This is a genomic window from Azospirillum sp. A26 (genome assembly GCF_042604635.1).
Lineage (GTDB): Bacteria > Pseudomonadota > Alphaproteobacteria > Azospirillales > Azospirillaceae > Azospirillum > Azospirillum palustre.
Genome location: NZ_CP170474.1, coordinates 128,019 through 149,777, shown reverse-complemented (window position 1 = coordinate 149,777; position 21,759 = coordinate 128,019). Strand labels below are relative to the sequence as shown.

Annotated in this window: 19 protein-coding genes; 10 read left to right on the top strand and 9 right to left on the bottom strand. The window is 67.8% G+C overall.

The window, feature by feature from the left end; all coding sequences use genetic code 11:
• Positions 1–4 precede the first annotated feature (4 nt).
• The 7 genes from ABNQ39_RS24400 to ABNQ39_RS24370 all read right to left on the bottom strand — a co-directional run bounded on the left by ABNQ39_RS24400 (position 5) and on the right by ABNQ39_RS24370 (position 5,318).
• Complete coding sequence (locus ABNQ39_RS24400; RefSeq protein WP_376962897.1) at positions 5–265, bottom strand: phosphopantetheine-binding protein; 261 nt, start codon at positions 263–265, stop codon at positions 5–7.
• Positions 252–1,034, bottom strand: a complete 783-nt coding sequence (locus ABNQ39_RS24395) for a lysophospholipid acyltransferase family protein (RefSeq protein WP_376962895.1) — start codon at positions 1,032–1,034, stop codon at positions 252–254. The genes ABNQ39_RS24400 and ABNQ39_RS24395 overlap by 14 nt, the downstream gene beginning before the upstream one ends.
• The gene (locus ABNQ39_RS24390) at positions 1,024–1,755 is read right to left on the bottom strand and encodes a beta-ketoacyl synthase chain length factor (RefSeq protein WP_376962893.1); all 732 of its coding nucleotides are present in this window, start codon (positions 1,753–1,755) and stop codon (positions 1,024–1,026) included. Before ABNQ39_RS24390 ends, ABNQ39_RS24395 begins: the two co-directional genes overlap by 11 nt.
• Before the next feature lie 14 nt (positions 1,756–1,769).
• Positions 1,770–2,177, bottom strand: a complete 408-nt coding sequence (locus ABNQ39_RS24385; protein ID WP_376962891.1) for a hypothetical protein — start codon at positions 2,175–2,177, stop codon at positions 1,770–1,772.
• 78 nt (positions 2,178–2,255) lie between these two features.
• Positions 2,256–3,359, bottom strand: a complete 1,104-nt coding sequence (locus tag ABNQ39_RS24380) for an alpha/beta fold hydrolase (RefSeq protein WP_376962889.1) — start codon at positions 3,357–3,359, stop codon at positions 2,256–2,258.
• A gap of 66 nt (positions 3,360–3,425) precedes the next feature.
• Positions 3,426–3,884: an excinuclease ABC subunit A gene (locus ABNQ39_RS24375; protein ID WP_376962887.1), complete on the bottom strand. Its 459-nt coding sequence runs from the start codon at positions 3,882–3,884 to the stop codon at positions 3,426–3,428.
• A gap of 462 nt (positions 3,885–4,346) precedes the next feature.
• Complete coding sequence (locus ABNQ39_RS24370) at positions 4,347–5,318, bottom strand: LacI family DNA-binding transcriptional regulator (RefSeq protein ID WP_376962885.1); 972 nt, start codon at positions 5,316–5,318, stop codon at positions 4,347–4,349.
• 454 nt (positions 5,319–5,772) lie between these two features.
• Here ABNQ39_RS24370 and ABNQ39_RS24365 point away from each other — a divergent pair, with 454 nt between their 5' ends.
• From ABNQ39_RS24365 to ABNQ39_RS24345, 5 genes are all read left to right on the top strand, one after another.
• Positions 5,773–6,849 carry an ABC transporter substrate-binding protein gene (locus ABNQ39_RS24365; RefSeq protein WP_376962883.1) on the top strand — a complete coding sequence of 359 codons (1,077 nt, stop codon included), beginning with the start codon at positions 5,773–5,775 and terminating at the stop codon, positions 6,847–6,849.
• An 11-nt stretch (positions 6,850–6,860) separates the two neighbouring features.
• Positions 6,861–9,035: an ABC transporter permease gene (locus ABNQ39_RS24360; RefSeq protein WP_376962881.1), complete on the top strand. Its 2,175-nt coding sequence runs from the start codon at positions 6,861–6,863 to the stop codon at positions 9,033–9,035.
• Complete coding sequence (locus ABNQ39_RS24355; RefSeq protein ID WP_376962879.1) at positions 9,032–10,189, top strand: ABC transporter ATP-binding protein; 1,158 nt, start codon at positions 9,032–9,034, stop codon at positions 10,187–10,189. Before ABNQ39_RS24360 ends, ABNQ39_RS24355 begins: the two co-directional genes overlap by 4 nt.
• A 90-nt stretch (positions 10,190–10,279) precedes the next feature.
• Positions 10,280–11,056, top strand: a complete 777-nt coding sequence (locus ABNQ39_RS24350; protein WP_376962877.1) for an inositol monophosphatase family protein — start codon at positions 10,280–10,282, stop codon at positions 11,054–11,056.
• A gap of 45 nt (positions 11,057–11,101) precedes the next feature.
• Positions 11,102–12,454, top strand: coding sequence for a histidine-type phosphatase (locus tag ABNQ39_RS24345; RefSeq protein WP_376962875.1), 1,353 nt, complete (start codon positions 11,102–11,104; stop codon positions 12,452–12,454).
• Positions 12,455–12,472: 18 nt separating this feature from the next.
• Here the strand turns inward: ABNQ39_RS24345 and ABNQ39_RS24340 are convergent, their stop codons facing one another.
• A complete protein-coding gene (locus ABNQ39_RS24340; RefSeq protein WP_376962873.1) occupies positions 12,473–13,534 on the bottom strand; it encodes a LacI family DNA-binding transcriptional regulator in 1,062 nt (353 codons plus the stop codon).
• Positions 13,535–13,716: 182 nt separating this feature from the next.
• Between ABNQ39_RS24340 and ABNQ39_RS24335 the strand changes: the two genes are divergently transcribed.
• The 5 genes from ABNQ39_RS24335 (at position 13,717) to ABNQ39_RS24315 (ending at position 20,723) form a co-directional block, all read left to right on the top strand.
• Positions 13,717–15,000 carry an ABC transporter substrate-binding protein gene (locus ABNQ39_RS24335; protein ID WP_376962871.1) on the top strand — a complete coding sequence of 428 codons (1,284 nt, stop codon included), beginning with the start codon at positions 13,717–13,719 and terminating at the stop codon, positions 14,998–15,000.
• Positions 15,001–15,218: 218 nt separating this feature from the next.
• On the top strand, positions 15,219–16,250 hold the full coding sequence (locus ABNQ39_RS24330) for a carbohydrate ABC transporter permease (RefSeq protein ID WP_376962869.1): 1,032 nt from the start codon (positions 15,219–15,221) through the stop codon (positions 16,248–16,250).
• Positions 16,247–17,302 carry a carbohydrate ABC transporter permease gene (locus ABNQ39_RS24325; RefSeq protein ID WP_376962867.1) on the top strand — a complete coding sequence of 352 codons (1,056 nt, stop codon included), beginning with the start codon at positions 16,247–16,249 and terminating at the stop codon, positions 17,300–17,302. Before ABNQ39_RS24330 ends, ABNQ39_RS24325 begins: the two co-directional genes overlap by 4 nt.
• Positions 17,303–17,316: 14 nt before the next feature.
• Positions 17,317–18,372, top strand: a complete 1,056-nt coding sequence (locus ABNQ39_RS24320) for an ABC transporter ATP-binding protein (protein ID WP_376962865.1) — start codon at positions 17,317–17,319, stop codon at positions 18,370–18,372.
• A complete protein-coding gene (locus ABNQ39_RS24315; protein WP_376962863.1) occupies positions 18,369–20,723 on the top strand; it encodes a glycoside hydrolase family 31 protein in 2,355 nt (784 codons plus the stop codon). Before ABNQ39_RS24320 ends, ABNQ39_RS24315 begins: the two co-directional genes overlap by 4 nt.
• Before the next feature lie 25 nt (positions 20,724–20,748).
• Here ABNQ39_RS24315 and ABNQ39_RS24310 read toward each other — a convergent pair whose 3' ends face one another.
• Positions 20,749–21,732 carry an MBL fold metallo-hydrolase gene (locus ABNQ39_RS24310; protein WP_376962861.1) on the bottom strand — a complete coding sequence of 328 codons (984 nt, stop codon included), beginning with the start codon at positions 21,730–21,732 and terminating at the stop codon, positions 20,749–20,751.
• Between the last annotated feature and the right edge of the window lie 27 nt (positions 21,733–21,759).

Here is a 21,759-nt window from a genome sequence, read left to right as displayed (position 1 = left end):
CCTCTTACCCTGCACGCTGGGATTGAATGAAGCGGGCGAGAGCGCGCACGTTGGCGAAGTGATGCTTCACGTCGTCGGTCACGGATTCGATCTTGATGCCGTAAGCCTTGCGCAGCGTGACGCCCAATTCCAGTGCGTCGATGGAATCGAGGCCAAGCCCGTCGTTGAAGAGCGGTTCCTCGCTGTCAATCTCTTCTGGGGCAATGTCTTCCAGCTTGAGCGCGTCAACAATCAAGGTCTTCAACTCACGTTCAAGCTTTTCCATCGGCGATCCGTTCCGCAAAATAATCCTCAAGGCTGCGCACCAACTTTCTGGCCGCCAGCGAGCGGTACTGATAGCCGAGCAACCCCGTAACGTCCAGACGATCCCCTACCATGACGCGAAAAATCGGTCGGCGCGGCGGGATCTTCCACCATTTTTCGCCCTTTATGAGCGTGGGTGGATCGCAGATTATGGTGACCGGTTGCACCTCGGCTTCCAGCAGGGTCGCCAGATTGGCGAAGCCACGGCGGAAGCGGACCGGCTCGCCGGGGACGGTGCGGGTGCCTTCGGGGAAGATGATGATGCCGTCTCCGGCCTCCAGCGCGGCCCGGCAGGCATCGAGCAGCGCCTCGGGGTCGAGGTCGTTGCGGATGTAGCCGGCGCCGCGCACCATGCCGCCCAGCCAGCGGCTCTCCCACAATTCCTTCTTGACGATGCATTGGGCCCGCGGCATCAGCGCCATCAGGATCACCACGTCGAGCAGCGAGGGATGGTTCGCCACCACCAGCTTGCCGCGTCCGTCGCGCAGCCGCTCGGCGCCCTCGACCTTCAGGTCGACGACGCGCAGCACAAGCAGCATGCGGATGTAGAAGCGGAAGATAAGGTGGACGAGGTGTTGGCAGCGCTGGCGCCGCACCGCGCCCGCCGGGCTGGTCAACGCCACCAGCGGAAAGACGGTGGGTGCCAGGATCGCGCCGCCACCGAACAGGAAGGCGAAGGCGAAGCCGGTGGCCGCGCGTCGCCACAGCTTGTCCAGACAGCTAGTCAGCACGGCGCCACACCCAGTCGAGCCGCGCCCCGTGCGAGGTTGCCCGGGATGCTCCGGACAGCAGGAAGCGCAGGAAATCGAGTGCCGTGGACGCCGCAGGCGCCCCTCCGGTCGCCGGCGCGCACCGCAGCGCAAGCCCTTCGCCCTCTCCATCCGAGGGGCCGAGCGCCAGGGCGACTGCCAGGGGCAGGGCTTCGTCGGCTGCGGTGCGGAACGGCGCGTACTCGTCAGCCATCGGCGCGTCGGCGTAGAGCAGCAGAACCGGCTCCGAGGGAGTCTCGGCGACGCTGGCGGCGGCCTCCAGAAGTCCGAAGGCGAAGCTGTCGGGACCGGCGGCCAGCGCCGTGTGGCCGCGGCGGTTGCCGGTGTGGATGGACAGCAAGCCGGCCAGGCCGTGATGCACGGACAGGCTGAACTCGGCCGGCGACGGCAACTCGCCCTGCCGCAACGAATCGATGATGCCGACGGTCCGCGCCAGTTCCCCGTGGCCGGAGGCGAGGACGTAGCGGGCCGTGTGCGCCGCGTCGCCGCAGGCCAGCGCGGCGGCGATCAGTTTCTGCCCGATGGGCGAGGCGCGACGGCGCAGCATCATGGGGAGCGCCGGCGGCGAGGCATCGTCGGGCATGGCGGGCGCGCCCGCCCAGTCCCGCCACGCGGCCCGGGTGCCGCGGTCCGGTGCCCAGGCACACCAGCCGTGGATGGCGATATGCAGAGTTTCAGTCATGGTGCGGGCCGGACTCAGTGTTTGGCTTGGCGCAGGCGCCGTTCGATCTCGTCTTGCAGCGCGCGCACCAGCTTATTGTAAGCGTGATGAACGGTTTCACCACGCTCCCGCAGGTTGGTCGTGGACACATGATCGATGGTGTAACTTTCATGCGAATACCGGATTTCGACGACCGCCTCGTGGTCCTTCCACGCCTTCGTCGCCAGAATCTCACCGGGCGCCTTCCACTCCGCGGACCAGCCGCGGTCGGCTGCCGCCTCCATGATCGTCCGCTGGAGCGCCGCGGCGGACAGGTCGCGCGACGCCGCCGGGATGGGCTGGTCGGTTACCCTGTAGATGGGTTGCCGACGGCTGCAGCCGCCGAGCACGGCGACCGTCGTGAGAATTAGGGAAAGCGCGCGGATACCGGTCTTCCAAGTCATGTCCTGCCGTTTCCGGACGCCATTGGGGCGAATCGAGACCCTATCATGACAGGGCCACGTTGTGGATAGAGGGGTGCGTCAATTTTGCGGTGCGGTGGCCGGCGTGGGCAGGCGGTTGCCGATCTTGCCGTCGATGGCCGGCTTGGGAGGGCGTGGGGCGGCCATTGGGAGTGTGGGGCATCCGCGGTTCGGTCTGGTCATCAGGGCCGGGCATGCCTGGGCGCGCGCGTCGGCACCGCTTGGCAGGGGGCGCTGCGTGTCAGACACCCAGGAGGCCACGTCCTGCGTCACCCGGTCACCGTCCAGCGTGCGCATCAGCAGGTGCCGCCCTTTCGGATAGAGCGCGATGCGCGTGTCCGGCGGCAGAGACCCGGCCAATGCCGCAACCCCGTCCCGCGGCACATGCACATCGAGGTCGCCCAGCATCAGCAGCACCGGAACGCCCACCTTGCGCGCCTCGAAACGGGCGTCATGCATCAGGTCCACGATGCCGGCCAGCGTCTGGAAGCGTGTCCGATGGATGATCAGAGGGTCCTCGCGCATGCGCCGCAGAACCAGCGGATCGTCGGTGGAGGAGGTGGCCACCCGAAGCGGCGGCACCGTCATGTCGGGCACCAGCGAACTGAGGATCATGGCCGCATCCAGCGTCACCGCCGCCCGGAAGCCGGTGCCCCAGACCGCCGGAGCGGACAGCACGATGCCGGACAGCAGTCCCCGCTCAGCCCGTGCCGCCGCCAGAACGACGACCGCGCCGCCCATGCTCTCGCCCAGCAGATAGACGGGCACGCCGGGATGGCGTTCGCGCGCCAGCCTGGACAGCGCGACGACATCGTCGGCCATGCGTTCTCCGCCGTACCAATGACCGCGCTCCATGGCCTTTCCGAAGCCGCGCTGGTCGATGGCATAGGTGGCGATGCCCGCCTGGGCCCACAGCCGCGCCGGCCGGTCGAACGCGAGGCCGTAATCGTTCATGCCGTGGACGGCGACGATCACCGCACGCAACGCGCTCTCCGCCTGCCACATATGAAGCGGTAGCGGTGTGCCGTCATTGGCGACCATTGAGTCGTCCATCAGCACCGGAATGGTGGTCGCGGCTGGCGTTGGGGGTGGCGGATCGGCGGTGCAGGCGCCGGTCAGTACCGTCGCTGCAAAGGCCGCCGCCAGCAACAACCGACGCCGCATCGCTCGCTCCTCGTCTTCCGTATCCGCCCAGGCATTGCTGCTGCCGCCAAGCACATGACGGCCGTCCTACTTGGCGCCCAATTTGACCACGGTTCCCTTGAGCGCCACGCCGGCCATGATGTTGCCGGCACCGCACATGTATTCCGTGTTGCTGTTCGTCTCCGTGTTCTTGTAGTTGCTTTTGATGTTGATCACCGCATTACCGCCCTGTTTGCGGGCACGCTCCTGCAGCTCCAGAACGGCGCTGAGGAAGACCCACTCGCAAGCCTCCTGATCGGATTTATTAAATGCGTTAGTCTTTTTATTTGTGGTCCATTCGCCGAGAACCGCAACCGAATTAGGGTGTTTCTGGTTGCCAAAATAGAGCTTCACGCCCTTGTCCAACTTCTCCTGAGCTGCGGCTGTGTTGAGGGCGGCCTCTACGGGAAACATTAAGCGCGCGTCCCGGGCCGAAGCCGGAGAAACGGCCGAGACAATGACGGGTACGATTGTGGAAATCAGCGCTACGGTAGCGGTTTTGTTCACGATCCCTCTCGGAAAAAGAGTGTTGCGCAGAAGTTGCTATTTTAAGCGGAGACGCTGGCTGCGCAACCGCTTTCAGAATTTTTCGGTTTGCAACCGAACCCGCCTTGGGCCGCCTGCCGCGGGGCCTACGACGAAATTGCGCATTCAAATCAAGTGGCGCTATTTCAGTCGGACGAATTTCTTGACGAATACACCAGGAGCGAGGGCCTTACTAGTCCATTAGGACTATGAAGGTCCTGTGATCGGCGCAAAGCGGACGGTCTCATCTTCCGGGTAGGGGTAGGAATTGAGCGATCAGATTGCCACTGGAGGCAAAGTCAATTCTCGGTGACTTCGCGACCCCGCAACCAAAAACACATTACGGGCCGGTTCGAAAGAGCCGGGGCGTTCGTGCGTCTGGGCTCTGTGCCCCACAGCGAACCCATGGCGCTTGTCAGAAGGGCGGGAAGCCGGCCGCCGCCGTCAAACCGCGGTTCGGCGGACCACGAGTTCGGGCAGGACGAGATCGACCTCGCGGTTCGGCGGGCTCCCCTTGCCGATGCCCTCGATCATCGCCATCAGCCGGCCGACCTGGCTGTCGAGATTGGGGCGCAGGCTGCTCAGGCCGAAGGCCGGCCAGGAGGCCATGGGGATGTCGTCGAAGCCGAGGATCGCCACATCGTCCGGCACCCGCAAACGGAAGGTGGCGGCAGCCTGGAGGGCGCCCAGCGCGATGATGTCGTTGAAGCAGAACAGCGCGTCGGGGCGGTCCGAGCGGGCGAACAGCCGCGTTGCCGCGTTGTAGCCGCCTTCGAAGCTGTTGTCCTCGGACTCCTCCTCCATGAAGGGCAGGCCGGCATCCTCCAGCGCGGCGGCAAGCCCGGCCCGGCGCCGCCGGTTGGCGTCGGTCTGCGCCGTCTTGGTGACGTAGGCGATGCGGCGCCGGCCGGACTGCACCAGGAAACGCCCCCCCATCAGCCCGCCGAGCCGGTTGTCGCAGGCCACCCCGCCGAGCCCCTCGATCTGCCGGCCGAACTGGAACACCGGGGTGTCGAGCGCGCGGAGCTGGCCGACGACATGGTCCGACACGGTTCCGCCCATCACCACGATGGCATCCACCTGATAATCGAGCGCATGCATGGTCGAGCTGGTCAGATCGTGCTGCCGCGTCTCCGGGATGACCAGGGCGCGCCTGTCGGCCTCCGCGATGGCCACCAGCAGCTTCTTCAGCACCAGATCGGTGTATGGATTCTCCAGTTCGGCCAGCAGCAGGGCGACGAGGCCGGTGTTCTGGCCGGTCAGCGAGCGGGCGATGACGTTGGGGCGGTATCCCAGCGCTTCCGAGGCCGCCACGATGCGCTTGCGCGTCTCCTCGGACACCAGCCCATCGCCGAAACAGCGGGAAACCGCCGAGCGTGAAACGCCCGCCATATCGGCCACCTGCTGGGCGGTCACCCGCGATTTCATTGACGACACTGGGGTCCTGTCCCTTGCCCGCATCCGGATCGTTGCCAGGGGATACTGAGGGCGAACCCGGATGATCGCAAGCGCTATGCGCCGCCCGGAATTTTCACTGAATGCGGCACTAAACTGCACGCGCGTGCAGTTCTAAAAACCTTCGCGGCGAGGCGGTCGGTATGGGGTTTTGGTTCTTATGCGGGGGCCGTTTGATCAGTCACGCTGGAGCGACGGCGCCAATATCGCCATTTTCCGCCGCTTCCTGGTCGATGCACCGCCCTCCAATCTTCGGCATGATTCCGGAAGAGCGCACCTGTCTGGGGATTGACAGTTGTTCGTGTCTCAAATAGCGTGATGAACGAATGAACGCGCGTGCATAAGCAATTCAAAACGGCGGGCCATGCCGACATCGCCGAAAGAAGCCGTCCGTTTCCTTGAAGGGAGGAACTCCATGCATTGCAAGACACGACGCCCGGCCACGGCCGCCGGCCGGAAGCGCCTGCGCTCGATGGTACTGGCAGTAACCGCGGCGGCGGGAGTCGCCGTCCTGACCGGACCGTCGCCGGCCGCCGCGTCGGAGGTGGTCGTCTACTGCTCGGTCAACGAGGACTGGTGCCGCGAGGTGGTGACCTCCTTCGAGCGCAAGACCGGCATCAAGGCGCTGATGACCCGCAAGAGCGCGGGCGAGGTCTATGCACAGCTTCGGGCCGAGAAATCCAATCCGAAGGCCGACATCTGGTTCGGCGGCTCGGGCGATCCCCATTTGCAGGCGGCGGAAGAGGGGCTGACGGAACCGTACAAGTCACCGGAACTCGACGGGCTGTATGGCTGGGCGATCCGCCAGGCGGAAATCTCCGGCTACCGGACGGTTGGCATCTACATGGGCGCGCTCGGCTTCGGCTATAACAAGGAGTTGCTGGCCAAGCGCAAGATCGCGGCCCCCGCCTGCTGGTCCGATCTGGTCAAGCCCGATTTCCGGGACGAAATCCAGATCGCCGATCCCAATTCGTCCGGCACCGCCTACACCATGCTGGCGACGATGGTGCAGTTGATGGGCGAGGACGCGGCCTTCGATTACCTGAAGAAGCTGCACCGCAACGTCAACCAGTACACCAAATCCGGCGCCGCGCCGGCGAAGTCGGCGGCGCAGGGCGAAACCATGCTGGGCATCGCCTTCCAGCACGACCTGCTGGTGGAGGCGATTGCCGGCGCCCCGGTCGCCATCGTCGCCCCCTGCGAGGGCACAGGCTACGAGATCGGCTCGATGAGCCTCGTCAAGGGGGCGCGCAACCCCGACACCGCCAAGATCTTCTACGATTGGGCGCTGACGCCCGAGGTGCAGGCGCTGGGCGCCAAGGCCAGGAATTTCCAGATTCCCAGCAACAGCGGCGCCCGGATCCCGCCGGAATCGCCGCGTGTCGACCGGATGAAGCTGATTTCCTACGACTTCGCGCGCTACGGCTCGAGCGCGGAACGCACCCGCCTGCTCGCCAAGTGGGATCACGAGGTCAAGTCCCTATCCAGATAGGTCCCGCGATCATGAAACGACATCTCGGTTTCTGGCTGGCCGCGGGCTGGGCGGCGGTGCTTGTCCTGCCCTGGCACATTGGCGGCGTCTGGCCGGTCTTTTGGCCGGGCGGTCCGCAGAACGGCCCCTCCGCCGGTCACGGCGTGCCGGCGTTGATCCAGGGGCTGCTGGGGCGGCCGTGGTTGCTGGCCTCGGTCCTGCCGCTGCTGGCGGCGCTGGCCGGCTTGCGGACGACGGGCGGGGCAAAGGGCGGAGCGGACGGACGGGCGCGGTCGGCATGGCTGACCGCCGCCGGGGCCGGCGGGCTCGGCTGGCTGCTGGTGGAAAGCATCGCCGTCACCCAGCCGGGCCTGGGGCTGGGCGCCGCCGTCTATGCGGTGGTCTGCCTCGTGCTGGGCGCCCATGGGCTGGCGCTGCGCGGCTGGTGCAAGGGCGACGTCTTCATCGTCGCCTCCATCGGGCTGGTGCTGGGCTCGATCCTGGTGTTCGTCGGCTTCCCGGTGGTCACCATCCTGCTGTCGGCGGTCCAGGACAACGATGGCCGGCTGACGGTGGTGGGCCTGTTCGACAAGCTGACCGACAGCGGCATCTGGGGCCTCGGCTGCGTGCTGGGCACCGGCAGTACCTGCGGGGTGGCCTGGAACACGCTGGCCCTGGCGGGCGTGGTCGGGGTGCTGACCACCGGTACCGGGCTGGCCTTCGCGCTGATCGCGGTGCGCACCGGCTTCCGCTTCAAGGCAGCCTTGCGGCTGGCCTCGATCCTGCCGGTGATCACGCCGCCCTTCGTCATCGGGCTTGCCATCATCCTGCTGTTCGGCCGCGCCGGCGTGGTGACCGATCTGCTGTCCACCCTGTTCGACATTCCGCGGTCGCGCTGGATTTACGGCATGCCGGGGGTGGCGATGGCGCAGATCCTCGCCTTCACGCCGATTTCCTTCCTGGTGCTGGTCGGCGTGCTGCAAGGGGTGAGCCCGACGCTGGAGGAGGCGTCGCAGACCCTGCGCGCCACCCCCTGGATCACCTTCCGCACGGTGACGCTGCCGCTGATCCGTCCCGGCCTCGCCAACGCCTTCTTGATCTCCTTCATCGAAAGCCTGGCGGACTTCGGCAACCCGCTGGTGCTCGGCGGCAATTTCGACGTGCTGTCGACCAAGATCTTCTATGCGGTGGTCGGTGCCGCCCATGACCAGGGGCGGGCCGCCGTGCTGGCGATCATCCTGTTGTCCTTCACCCTGTCGGCCTTCCTGGCGCAGCGACGGTGGCTCGGCCGCCGGTCCTACGCCACCGTGGCCGGCAAGGGCGATGCCGGCCTGCCCAGCCCGCTGCCGTCCGGGGTGCGGATCGCCGCATCGGCCGTCGCGGCGCTGTGGACGGGGCTGACCGTGCTGGTCTACGGCACCATCCTGGTCGGCGGCTTCCTGAAGAGCCTGGGGCGCGACAACACGCTGACGCTGATCCATTACCAGACCGCCTTCGGCATCGAAACCGGGCCGAACGGCTGGTGGTTCAGCGGATCCGCCTGGGATTCGCTGTTCACGACGCTGGGCGTGTCGCTGGTCGCCATGCCGCTGACGGCGGCGCTCGGGCTGCTGACCGCCTATCTGCTGGTGCGCCAGTCCTTCCTCGGCCGCGGGGCGTTCGAGTTCCTGACGATGCTGAGCTTCGCCATCCCCGGCACGGTGATCGGCGTCAGCTACATCCTCGCCTTCAACACGCCGCCGCTGGAACTGACGGGGACCGGGCTGATCCTGATCATCGCCTTCGTCTTCCGCAACATGCCCGTCGGCATCCGCGCCGGCATCGCCACGCTGAGCCAGATCGACAAGAGCCTGGACGAGGCGTCGCTGACGCTGGGGGCGCGGTCCTTCACCACGCTGCGCCGGGTGATCCTGCCGCTGCTGCGACCGGCCATCGTCACTGCCATGGTCTACAGCTTCGTCCGCGCCATCACCAGCGTCAGCGCGGTCATCTTCCTGGTGACCGCCAAATACAACCTCGCCACCGCCTACATCGTCGGCCGGGCCGAGGTCGGCGAATACGGCCTCGCCATCGCCTATTCCTCCGCCCTCATCGCGATCATGGTTGTGGCGCTGCTGGCGATCCAGCTGCTGGTCGGCGAACGCCGCCTGGGCCGCCGCACCGCCGCCTTGCCCGTCAGCACTTCAGCCTCGAAGGTCAACGCATGACCCATATCCGGACCCCGTCCTCCGGGACGACGACCCTTGAGCCGGTGCCGGCGGTTGCCAGCGCCCGGCCGGCGGTGGAGTTCCGCTCCGTCGTCAAGCGCTATGGCGCCTTCACCGCCGTGCACGAGCTGAATTTCTCCATCGAGGCCGGAACCCTGGTCACGCTGCTCGGCCCGTCTGGATGTGGCAAGACCACCACCCTGCGCATGATTGCCGGGCTGGAGCAGGCGTCGTCCGGCTCCATCCTGATCGGCGGAGAGAACGTCACCGCCCGCTCCGCGGCGGAACGCGACGTCAGCATGGTGTTCCAGAGCTACGCCCTGTTTCCGCACATGACCATCCTCGACAATGTGGCCTATGGGCTGACGGTCGGCGGAATGGCCAAGCGCGCGGCGCTGGAGGCGGCGCGCGACAAGCTGGCCCTGGTCGGTCTCGCCGGGCTGGAGGGCCGCCTGCCCAGCGAGTTGTCGGGCGGCCAGCAGCAGCGCGTTGCCGTGGCCCGCGCCATCGTGCTGGAGCCGCGCGTCCTGCTTTTCGACGAGCCGCTGTCGAACCTGGACGCCAAGATGCGCCGGCAGGTGCGGGAGGACATCCGGCAACTCCAGCAGACGCTGAAGCTGACCGTGGTCTACGTCACGCACGACCAGGAGGAGGCGCTGGCGGTGTCCGACCGCATCATCGTGATGGCCGGCGGGAAGATCGCCCAGGACGGCACGCCGCGCGACCTCTACCAGCGGCCGGCCAGCCGGTTCATCGCCGATTTCATCGGCGACGCCAACATCGTTCCGGCTCTGCTGGAGGGACGGGACGGTGCGCTGGGCCGGGTGAGAGTGGGGATGGCGACACTGACATTGCCGCACCGCGATCTGGCCGACGGGCCGGTCGAGCTGGCGGTGCGCCCCAACGCGATCCGCCTCACACCAGGTCATGACGCGGGCCACGATGCGAACGCCGATGCGGCAGGCGGCCTGCCGGGCCGGGTGCATTTCGCGGCCTATCTCGGCGACCACATGGAATATGAGGTCGCTGTGGCGCTGGGTGGACGCGAGGTCATGCTGTTCGCGCGCACGCCGGACGTCGATGCGCCGCTGTCGGTCGGCGATGCCGTCAGCGTCGGCTTCGTGCCGCGCGGCGTCACCATCGTTCCGCCCTGATCTTTCCGCACCGATCCCTTTTCCCCCCGATCCCTTTTATCCAAGACATCCCGGGCCGGCGCTGCCGGCTGCCGGCGGAGCTTTCCTGTCATGACCGATTTCGACGACCGCCTGCGTTTCGCCATCGACCTCGCCACCGAGGCGGGAGCCCTGGCGCGGTCCATGCGCCAAGGGCTGGGCGCGGTTGAGACCAAGAGCAGCATCGATTTCTGCACCGCGGCCGACCTTGCGGTGGAAGCGCTGGTGCGCCGGCGCCTCGACGAGGCTTTCGGCGACCCGGTGATCGGCGAGGAGGCCGGCGGCGTCCCGGCCGAACTGGTCTGGGTGGTCGACCCCATCGACGGAACGACCAACTACATCCACGGCATGGCCAACTGGTGCATCTCGCTGGCCCTGGTCCATCGGGGTGCTGTCGAGATCGGCGTGATCTACGCCCCCGACCTCGACCAGCTCTTCGTCGCCCGCCGCGGCCAGGGAGCGACCCTGAACGGCCGTCCGCTGCGCACCAGCGGCCTGCGCCATGGCGGCGGGGCGGTGGTCGAGGTCGGCTGGTCGGCGCGGCGCCCGCTGGCGCTCAGCCTCGACCTGATCGCCCAGATGATCGCCGGCGACATCGAATTCCGCCGCTGCGGATCGGGCGCGATGGGGCTCGCCAATGTCGCGGCCGGCATCAGCGACGGCTATGTCGAACTGCACATCAATGCCTGGGACGCGCTGGCCGGCCTGCTGCTGGTGCGCGAGGCGGGCGGCTGGACCAACGACTTCCTTGCCGGGGACGGGCTGCGGCTGGGCAACGTCATCGTCGCCTGCACCGCCGAACTGACCGGACGATTGCTAGCGCTGGGACCGCTGCGGGGCGTCGCCTGACGCGCCACGGGACTTCGAACATCGAAAAAACGGGTGGAGGAAACAATGAAGCGAGCCAGGGTCCGGACATCCGCCCTGCTGGGTGCCGCCCTCGTCGTGGGTGGGCTGATGTCGGCACCGACGCCGGCAAGGGCCGCGGAGACCCGTGAGACCGTCGAGAAGGCGTTGATCTTCAGCCGTCACGGCGTTCGGCCTCCGACCGAAACCCACAAAATCGTTCCGCTCTCCACCAAGGACTGGCCGTCCTGGCCGGTGCCGGACGGGCATCTGACGCCGCATGGCCGCGAAGGAGCGGTGCTGATGGGCCAGTTCTACCGGTCGCGCTTCGTCGGAAACGGGTTGCTGCCGGCCGGCGGTTGCCCCACGGATGGCGACGTCTTCGCCTGGGCCAACACCGACCAGCGCACCCGCGAGACCGGCAACGGCATTCTGGAGGGGTTGTTTCCCGGTTGCGGCCTGAAGGCGGCGTCGAAGCCGCCGCAGGGCGGACGCGACGTGCTGTTCGCACCGATTGCGCAGGGACTGTCGCCGCTCGACCCCGCCAGCGCCAGGGCCGGCGTGCTGGAGGCGATGGGCGGCAGCATCGACGCCTACAAGGCCAGGCTGGCGCCGCTGTTCGCAAGGCTCGATACCGTGCTGCCGGGGCCGCGTCCGGAGACCTGCCGGAAGGCGGGGCTGGCCGAGGGCTGTCACCTGATCGACCTGCCCTGGGCCATCGACCAGGGGAAGGACAAGGGGCGCAACATCGGGCTGGACGGCCCGCTCGATCTCGCCTCCACCATCGCCGAGACCTTCCGGCTGGAATATATGGAGGGCATGGCCGCCGATCAGGTCGGCTGGGGCAGGGTAGGGGCGGACGAGGTCCGCGACCTGATGGCCCTGCGCATGGCGAAGTACGACGTGATCGAACATGTGCCCTACATCGCCCGCCGAGGCGCCTCCTTCCTGTTGCAGCAGATCGTCGCGGCGATGAACGACGGCGCCGGTTCGCAAAGCTCCGGAGCGGAGAGTGCCGGTCCCCCGCCGGCCAAGCTGACCCTGCTGGTGGGGCATGACACCAACATCGGCCATATGCGCGCGGTCATGCAGGTGGGCTGGGCGCTGGAAGGATCGCAGCCGAACGATTCCTCGCCGACCGGAGCGTTGTTGTTCGAGCGTCTGAAGGACGGCGCCAGCGGCAAGCGTTATGTCCGGCTGTCCTTCGCCGCCCCCACGGCCGATCAGGTCCGTGGCCTGACGCCACTGACCGGCGATGCCGGGCCGAAGGTGGCGGCGCTGGAGCTTCCCGGCTGCACCGACAAGCTCGGACCCGGAACCTGCGAACTGTCGCAGTTCACCGCGCTGGTCAGCCAGCGGCTGGACCCGACCGCGGTGGGGAAGCCGGACTACACCCAGTGACGGCGATGGCCGGGCCGGTTACGCCGGGTCTCCGGCCATCGCCGGTCCGCTCTGCCGGCGGACCAGCCGGTGGGGAAGCAGCACCTCCCCGACGCTGTTTCCCGCCCGCAGATCGCGCAGGCTGGCAACGACGGCGTCGCCGAACCGCTGGTAGGGGATCTTGACCGAGCTGAGCCAGGGGGCGATCCAGTCGTTGAGGTCGTTGTCGTCGATGCCGACCGGGCGGCAGTCGTCCGGGATGCGCACGCCCTGCTCGCCGGCGGCGCGGAACAGGCCGTAGGCCATCAGGTCGCTGGGGCAGAGGATGCCGTCGGGCCAGCCGCCCTCGGCGGTCAGCCGTTTCGCGGCGGCGTAGCCGCAATCGAGATGGTTGCCGCCCGGCCCGTCACAGCGGCGGACCGTCAGGCCGGGCCGCCGCTCCTCCAGCCGGTCGAGAAATCCCTCCACCCGTTCCTGGATGGTCGAGGACAGGTCCGACGGATGGATGACCGCCGGGGCGCGCACACCGCAGGCCAGCAGATGGTCGGCGGCGTCGGCGCCCGCCTGCCTGTTGTCGATCCCGATGAAGGGACCGCCGCCATAGGGATTGCGCCGGTTCACGAAGACGATCGGCTCGCGCCGGTCCAGCGATGCCTCCAGTTCCGGGCTCGCGACCGCGCTCACCACGATGAATCCCTCGGCGAAGCGTGAGCGCATCGCGCGCAGATACTCGTCCTGCAGGTCGGGACGGTCGTGGGTGTCGCACAGGATCATCACATAGCCGGCGGCGCGCAGGGCCGCCTCCGTCGATGCGGCGATGGCGGCCATGGCCGGGTTGTCGAGATTGGGCGCCAGCATGGCGACCAGACGGCTGTCGCCCCCGCGCAGACTGCGGCCGACGGGGTTCGGGCGATAGCCGCGCTCCGCGATCAGACGCTGCACCTTCGCCACCGTCGCGGCGGAAGCCCGGCCCAGATCGCCGTTGGCGATGCGTGAGACGGTGGAGACGGACACCCCCGCTTCGGCCGCGATGTCGGCCAGGGACGTCTGTCCGGATGTCTGTCCGGAGGCCTGTCCCGGTTCCCGTCGCCGATCGTTCATGGCCCCCTCCATTTGTGTATCGAACATTGCCGTTGACAGTTTAGGCAAACGTTTGCCATGTTCAAGGAAGAAGAGCAGCGCCGGTAAATTCCGGCCTGCGCCGAGCTGCCGGTTTTGGCAGGAAACAGGTCCGGACAGGGACCGACCGAGGGTCCGCAAGCGACCCCACAGGAGGAAACGCAATGAAGAAGGCAGCATGGATGGCCGGCTGTGCGCTGGCGTTGTCGATCCTCGGGGCCGCTGGCGCCCAGGCCGAAACCACGCTCCGCATCATGTGGTATTCGGACGGCAACGAGGGCGAGGTCATGAACGACCTGCTCCGCCGGTTCGAGGAGAAGAACAAGGACGTCAAGGTCGTCCTCGACCAGGTGCCCTTCAAGGCGATCAACGAGACGCTGCCGGTGCAGCTGGCCTCCGGCCAGGGTCCGGATCTGGCCCGCATCACCGACATGGGCGGGCTGGCCCCCTATCTGCTGGACGTCCGCGCCCATGTGAAGGACGCCGCCTATTGGGAGCAGAATTACGGGCCGTTCCTGCAGTGGATGCGGGTGCCCGGCAACACCACCGCGATTCCCGGCTACATGACGCAGCTGACGGTGACCGGCCCCTTCGTCAACAAGACGCTGTTCGAACAGGCGGGCGTCGCCATGCCGGGCGCCAACGCGACCTGGGAGGATTGGGCCAAGGCCGCGAAGGCGGTCGCCGACAAGGTGCAGGCGCCGTTCCCGGTCGCCTTCGACCGCTCCGGCCACCGCTTCTTCGGCCTCGCCGTCTCGCAAGGGGCGCAGATGGCCGAGACCGGCGGCGAGCTGAAGCCGGTCGATGACGGGTTCAAGCGCGCCGCCAAGCTGGTCGTCGACTGGCACAAGTCCGGCGTGATGTCGAAGGAGCTGTGGGGTGCGGTGTCCGGCACCGCCTATCGCGGCGCCAACGAGGAATTCAAGAACGCCCAGGTCGTCTTCTATGAATCGGGCTCCTGGCAGACCGCGCAGTTCGACAAGACCATCGGCGACGCCTTCGACTGGATCGCGGTGCCGACGCCCTGCGGCCCGGCCAACTGCTCCGGCATGCCCGGCGGTGCCGCACTCGTCGCGCTGAAGACCAGCAGCCATCCGGCCGAGGTCGGGCGCCTGCTCGACTATCTCGCCAGCGAGGAGGTTGCCAGCGAATTCTATGCGCGCACGCTGTTCGTGCCCGGCCATATCGGCCTCGCCAAGAAGGGCATCGCCTACAAATCGGCCTCGCCGCAGGCCGCTGCCGCGCTGAAGGTGTTCGGCGATGCGGTCGGCAAGCTCGATCCGGTGGCCTACCGCATCCAGGGCGACCCCAGCAGCCGCATTGTCTTCAACGCCGCCATCAGCCGTCTCGGACAGGTGGTGGTCGGCGAAACGAGCCTGGACGACGCCTATCAGCGGATCTCCGCCGACGTCGCCCAGCAGATCGCCGAGCGCAAGAAGAAGCAGTAACTCTCGGAATTTTCCCCAACCCCCAGCATTCGCATTTGGAATCCGGAGTCCTGGTGAAGGGGCTTTCGTCATCCCGCGCAGGCGGGGAACCAGGAAACTCCCGTCCGAACCGGCTGAGATGGCTGGATTCCCGCCTTCGCGGGAATGACGGGCTTCGTTGCACAGGATCGTGATTGCCACATGCGATTGCCCTGCACCCAAACCCTGGGCGGTGGAACATGACCGATACCATGAGATCGCACGGTGCCCCCGCGCGCGGTCCGTCCGCCGCCGCGGCTGCCGTCACCACGGGCAGCGCCAACGCCCTGATGCGGCTGACCGACCCGCCGATGCGGGCGGTGCAGCGCCTGATCGGCGCGGCGCGCATGCCCTATGTCTTCCTGCTACCGAACCTCCTCTTCTTCGGGCTGTTCGTCTTCCTGCCCATCGGGATCAACATCGTCTTCTCGGTGACGGGCGGGACGGGGCTGTTTCCGTCGGAGCGGCCCTATGTCGGGGCGGAGCATTACGCCCGCCTGCTCGACTGCGGCTCCTATCTGGAGGCCGGGAGCTGCCGGGAGGATCTGTTCTGGCGCGGTGTGGGGAACACGCTGACCTTCACCGTCTTCCAGATGGTGGCGATGGTGCTGTTCTCGCTGATCACCGCCCTGGTGCTGAACCGCCCCATCCGTGGCCGCGGCTTCTTCCGGGCGGTCTATTTCTTCCCCGTCCTGCTGTCGCCGGTCGTCGTCGCCCTGATCTGGAAATGGATTTTGCAGCGTGACGGCCTGCTCAACGCCGTGCTGACCACGGCGGGCGGCGAGAAGATCCTGTTCTTCGTCGATCCCGGCTGGGCGATGTTCTGGGCGGTCTTCGTCTCGGTGTGGGCCCATATGGGCTTCTACACGCTGATCCTGCTGGCCGGCCTCCAGGCCATCCCGCGCGACGTCTACGAGGCCGCCGAGATGGACGGCACCCGCCCCTGGCGCGTCTTCCACCGCATCACGCTGCCGCTGCTCTGGCCCAACCTGCTGGTCGTGCTGGTGCTGGTGCTGATCCGCTCGGTGCAGGTGTTCGACGAGGTGTTCGTGCTGACCGGCGGCGGTCCCGGCACGGCGACGATGATGGTCGTCCAGTACATCTACACCACCGCCTTCGCGAACCAGGTGCAGAACTTCGGTCTGGCCGGCGCGGCGTCGGTCCTGCTGGGCGCCGTGCTGTTCGTCCTGACCCTGATCCAGCTTTTCCTGACCCGGCGGAGGGCATCATGACCGGAAAACTTCGCCGCCTGCTCCTGGCGCGGCGTGGTGGCGCCTCCTGGCATTGGACCGACGTCGCCAGCTATGCCTATCTGGCGCTGGGCGTGCTGCTGATGTTCGGCCCGGTGCTCTGGCTGACGCTGTCGTCCTTCAAGACGCCGGCGGCCCTGCTGGAATTCCCGCCCTCGCTGCTGCCGATGGCGCAGAGCGAGGTGTCGGTTCCGGGCTATCCGCAGCCGCTGCCGCTGTTCCAGGTGACGATGGAGGACGGTTCGGTCCGCGAGCTGGCGCAGGTCCGCCGCGTGGGCATCGTCGCCCAGATGGTCGATCCGGCGGCGCCCGGCCAGACCATCCGGGTTCCGGCCGACCGCCGGACGCCGGTGCGCCACATGGCGCTGGCGGTCGAGAACTACACCGACCCGCTGACCCAGTTCGATTTCCTGCGCTTCCTGCGCAATTCGCTGGTGGTGACGGTGGTGGCGACCATCATCACGCTGATCATCAACTCGATGGCCGCCTACGCGCTCTCCGTCTACGAGTTCCGCGGCAAGTCGGTGGCGATGCTGGGGGTGATCGGCACGCTGATGATCCCCATCACCATCATCCTGGCGCCGGTCTATCTGGTGGTCACCAAGCTGGGCTTCGTCGACTCGCTGTGGGCGGTGATCCTGCCGGGCGCCGCCACCCCGACCGGCGTCTTCCTGCTGCGCCAGTACATGCTGACCATCCCGCGCGACCTGATCGAGGCGGCGCGGATGGACAAGGCGTCGGAATGGCGCATCTACGCCCGCATCGTCATGCCGCTGTCGATGCCGGCGCTGGCGGTCCTGGCGATCTTCTCGGTCATGTGGCGCTGGAACGAGTTCCTGTGGCCGCTGGCCGTCCTGACCAAGACCGAAGTCCACACGCTGCCCATCGCGCTCAACGCCTTCCAGGGCGAGTTGCAGACGCAGTGGCATTATCTGCTCGCCATGACCGTGGTGACCCTGCTGCCGGTGGCGCTCGTCTTCGCCTTCCTGCAGCGCTTCATCACCAGCGGCATCGCGAATACCGGCATGAAATGAGGGGGATGACATAAATGGCCGGACTGGAGCTTCGCGGCATCCGCAAGGACTATGGCAGCACCGCCGTCCTGAAGGGGATCGACCTCAGCATCGCCGACGGCGAGTTCGTGGTCTTCGTCGGCCCGTCGGGCTGCGGGAAATCGACGCTTCTGCGCGTCATCGCCGGGCTGGAGACGGTCACGGCGGGCGACATCCGCATCGACGGGGCGGAGGTGACGCGGACCGCCGCGTCGGACCGCGGGCTGGCGATGGTGTTCCAGTCCTACGCGCTCTATCCGCACATGACCGTCCACCAGAACATGAGCTTCGCGCTCGAAAACATGGGGATCGCCAAGGCGGAGATCGCGGCACGGGTGGACCGCGCCGCCCGCATGCTGCGGCTGACCGACTATCTCCAGCGCAGGCCCGCCGCCCTGTCGGGTGGCCAGCGCCAGCGCGTCGCCATCGGCCGCGCCATCGTGCGCGATCCCAAGATCTTCCTGTTCGACGAGCCGCTGTCCAACCTGGATGCCGAGCTGCGGGTGGCGACGCGCAAGGAGCTGGCCGCGCTCCATGCCGAGATCGGCGGGACGATGATCTACGTCACCCACGATCAGGTCGAGGCGATGACGCTGGCCGACCGCATCGTCGTGCTGAACGGCGGGCGGATCGAGCAGATCGGCACGCCGCTGGAGCTTTACAACCGCCCGGCCAACCTGTTCGTCGCCGGCTTCATCGGCTCGCCGCGGATGAACCTGCTGCCGACGGAGCTGGTGCGGGGCGAGGCGGCCGGCGGTGTGACGGGCCGGGCGGCGACGCTGGGCATCCGGCCGGAGCATGTCGAGCCCTGTGCCGAGGCCGAGGCCGACCTGACCGTGCGGATCGACCTCGTCGAGCAGCTCGGTGGCGAGACCTTCCTGTACGCCACCGGTCCCAACGACATCCCGCTGACCATCCGCTGCGACGGCCAGAGCCGCCTGGCCCGCGGCGACCTGCTGCCGGTGCGGCTGCGCCGCGACCATCTCCACCGTTTCGACGCCGCGGGCCTCACCTGCCGTCCCGAACCCCTTCTCGCCCGGAGTCCTTCATGAAGGCCCTGACCCGAGCCCGTTACCGCGGGCGCGACGGCATCTATGCCGTGTTCGAACTCGACCATGGCGTCGATCTACGCATCGGTTTCGTCGAGGACGATGTCGGCCGCATCTTGATGCGGCGCGACGGGACCTATCGCCTCGACCGCGGCTGGTCGGTGGCGCCCGGCAGGGCCGATCCGTCCTATGAGGGCCGGGGCCGCGACGATCTGAGCGGCTTCGCCTGTCCGTCGGCCGACGTTGAGGAAGGCGAGGGCACGGTCACGCTGCGGGGGGCGACGCTGCGCGCCGTCGTGACGCTGGAGCCCTTCGGCGTCGCTTGGTACCGGGCGGAGGAGGAGGTGCCCTTCCTGCAGGACCGCCGCACCCAGGCCTATTTTGTGTCGCGCAAGACCCATGCCTTCTCGCATTTCGTTGAGCGCGGCGGGGACGAGCGGCATTACGGGGTGGGCGACAAGGCCGGCCCGCTGGACCGCACCGGTCGCCGCTTCCGCGTCGATGCGGTCGATCCCTGCGGCTTCGACGCCGAACTGAGCGACCCGCTCTACAAGATGATCCCCTTCCTGCTGGTCGCCGGACCGACGGGAGCGCACGGGGTCTATTACGACAATCTCGCCACCGCCGAGATCGACGTCGGCGCCACCATCGACAATTACCACGGGCTGTTCCGCTCCTACCGCGCCGACGACGGCGACCTCGACGCCTATGTCTTTGCCGGTCCCGGCGTTCCGGACGTGGTGCGCGCCTTCTCGCGCCTGACCGGCGGCCATGCCTTCGGGCCGAAATGGACGCTGGGCTTCGCCACCACCTCGATGGCCATCGCCGATGCCGCCGATGCCGACGCCCGCATCGCCGACTTCGTCGACCGCTGCGCCGAGCATGCGATCCCCTGCGACAGTTTCCATTTCGGCTCCGGCTACACCATGATCGGCGGCCGGCGCTATGCCTTCCACTGGAACCACGACAAGTTCCCCGATCCGGCGGCGACGCTGGGCAAGCTGAACGCCGCCGGGCTGCACCCGGTCGCCAACCTGAAGCCCTGCCTGCTCGACGACCATCCCCGCTTGTCGGAGGTGACCGGGGTTGGCGGGCTGGTGACCGACGGCGAGACCGGCAAGCCGGCGGTGGCGCAATTCTGGGACGGGCTCGGCTACCATCTCGACTTCACCAACGCGAAGGCCCGCGACTGGTGGCGCAACGGGATCGAGACGGCGCTGCTGACCCCCGGCATGGTGTCGGTGTGGAACGACAACAACGAGTACGAGATCTGGGACGAGGACGCCATGGCGGCCGGCGACGGCCGTCCCTTCGCCCAGACGCTGGCGCGGCCGGCGCAGGCGCTGCTGATGACCAAGCTGGCCTACGACACGCAGGCCGCCTGGGCGCCGGACAAGCGGCCCTACACCATCACCCGCGGCGGCCCGGCCGGCCTGTGGCGCTACGGCCAGACCTGGTCGGGCGACAACGCCACTGCCTGGAAGACGCTGCGCTTCAACCTGACCCAGGGGCTCAACATGAGCCTGTCCGGCATGTTCGACATCGGGCATGACGTCGGCGGCTTCCATGGGCCGAGCCCTGGGCCGGAGCTGCTCTGCCGCTTCGTCGAGTTCTGTTCCTTCTGGCCGCGCTTCGTGATGAACAGCTGGAACAGCGACGGCATCACCACGCTGCCCTGGATGCATCCGGAGGTCATCGACCCGATCCGCGAGGCGATCCGCCTGCGCTATCGTCTGATGCCTTATCTCTACACCCGGATGTGGCGGGCGGCGGAGGCGGACGAGCCGGTGGTGCGCCCGCTGTTCTACGATTTCCCCGACGATCCCGGCGCCGCGACGACCGAGGATGCCTTCATGCTCGGCCCCGACCTGCTGGTGGCGCCGGTGCTGGAGCCGGGGGCGGACAGCCGGTCGGTCCGGCTGCCGGAGAATCCCGGCGGCTGGTATCTCTTCCATGACGGCACGCACCATGCGGGCGGAGCCGTTGCGACGGTGGCGGCCCCGCTCGGCCAGGTGCCGCTGTTCGTGCGGGCTGGCGCCCTGCTGCCGCTGGCTGCCGCCGGACTGCGCGTCGATCCGGCGACGGACACCGAGCGCGAACTGGTCGCTTATGGCGATGTGGAGGGCGCCACGGCGCTGCTCTATGACGACAACGGCGACACCACCGGCTGGCGCGACGGCGCCGGGCTGGTGACCCGCCTCACCGCGGTGCGCGACGGGGATGCCGTTGTGGTTTCCGCCAAGGCGACCGGCCGCTACCAGCCGGCATGGCGCAGCCTGCGCCTGCGCAGCGTGGGCGGACCGCAACTGCGGCCCGGCACGGTCGAGGGGGCTGCGCTGACGCTGGAGGCCTGAGCCTCCGCTCCGCCGGGGCGATGCCTTATTGCCGGTTGCGGTATTCCACCGGCACCCAGCGGTAAGCGTCGCCGTCGCGCCGCAGCCGGCCGAGGCCCGGGAAGCTGAGATGGGCGGCGGCGGTCAACTGGCCGCTGTCGGCCTCCTCGGCGAAGCGGTCGCGGCGCTGGGCGCGGGCGGCATCCTGGTCGATGTCGAAGGCAACGGTGGCGTCCGGATGCCGGAACTGCACCGGCCCGACATGGATGATGTCGCCCCAGAACTCGATGGTCTCGCCCCGGCTCGTCACCCGGTAGAAGGCATGTCCGGGGGTGTGGCCGGGGGTGGGGATCGCCGTGACTCCCGCCAGGATTTCCGACTTTTCGGTGAAGGGCTTCACCTTGCCGGCCTTGAGGTAGGGGCCGACCGTGGCGACCGCCTCGTCATGGAGGCGGGGCTGCAATCCCTTGGCGATGTTGTCGCGGTTGAGGAAGAAGTCGATATCGGGCTGACCGACATGGACGGTGGCGTTCGCGAACACCATCCGCCCGTCCAGCGCCAGCCCGCCGGAATGATCGGTGTGGATGTGGGTGAGAAGGATGTCGGTCACCTGATCGGGCCGATAGCCGGCGGCGGCGAGGCTCAGCGGAAGCCTGCCGCCATAGGGTCCGAACAGCTGGCCGGCGCCGGTATCGACCAGCAGCACGCGTGAGCCGGTGTCGATCAGGAAAGCGTTGATGGAGGTTTCCAGCGGGTCGCGCTCGAACCGCTCGGCCAGCAGCGCGTCGATCCGGTCCGGTGGCAGTCCCTTCACCAGCGGCTTGATGCCGAGCGGCAGGGTGCCGTCGCTGAGTGCGGTAATGCGCAGGTCGCCGACGGTGAAGCGGTAGAGTCCGGCTTCGGACGGTTGGGCCGCCGGTTGGGGAATGGCCTGGGTGACATTTTGGGCGGAGGCCTTTTCGGCGGCATGGCCCGTCGGGATGGCTGCGAACAGCAGGCCGGCGGCCAGCAGGAGCGTGTGCGGTTTCATTCTGCCTGTCCTTGGGAACGGTCCGGA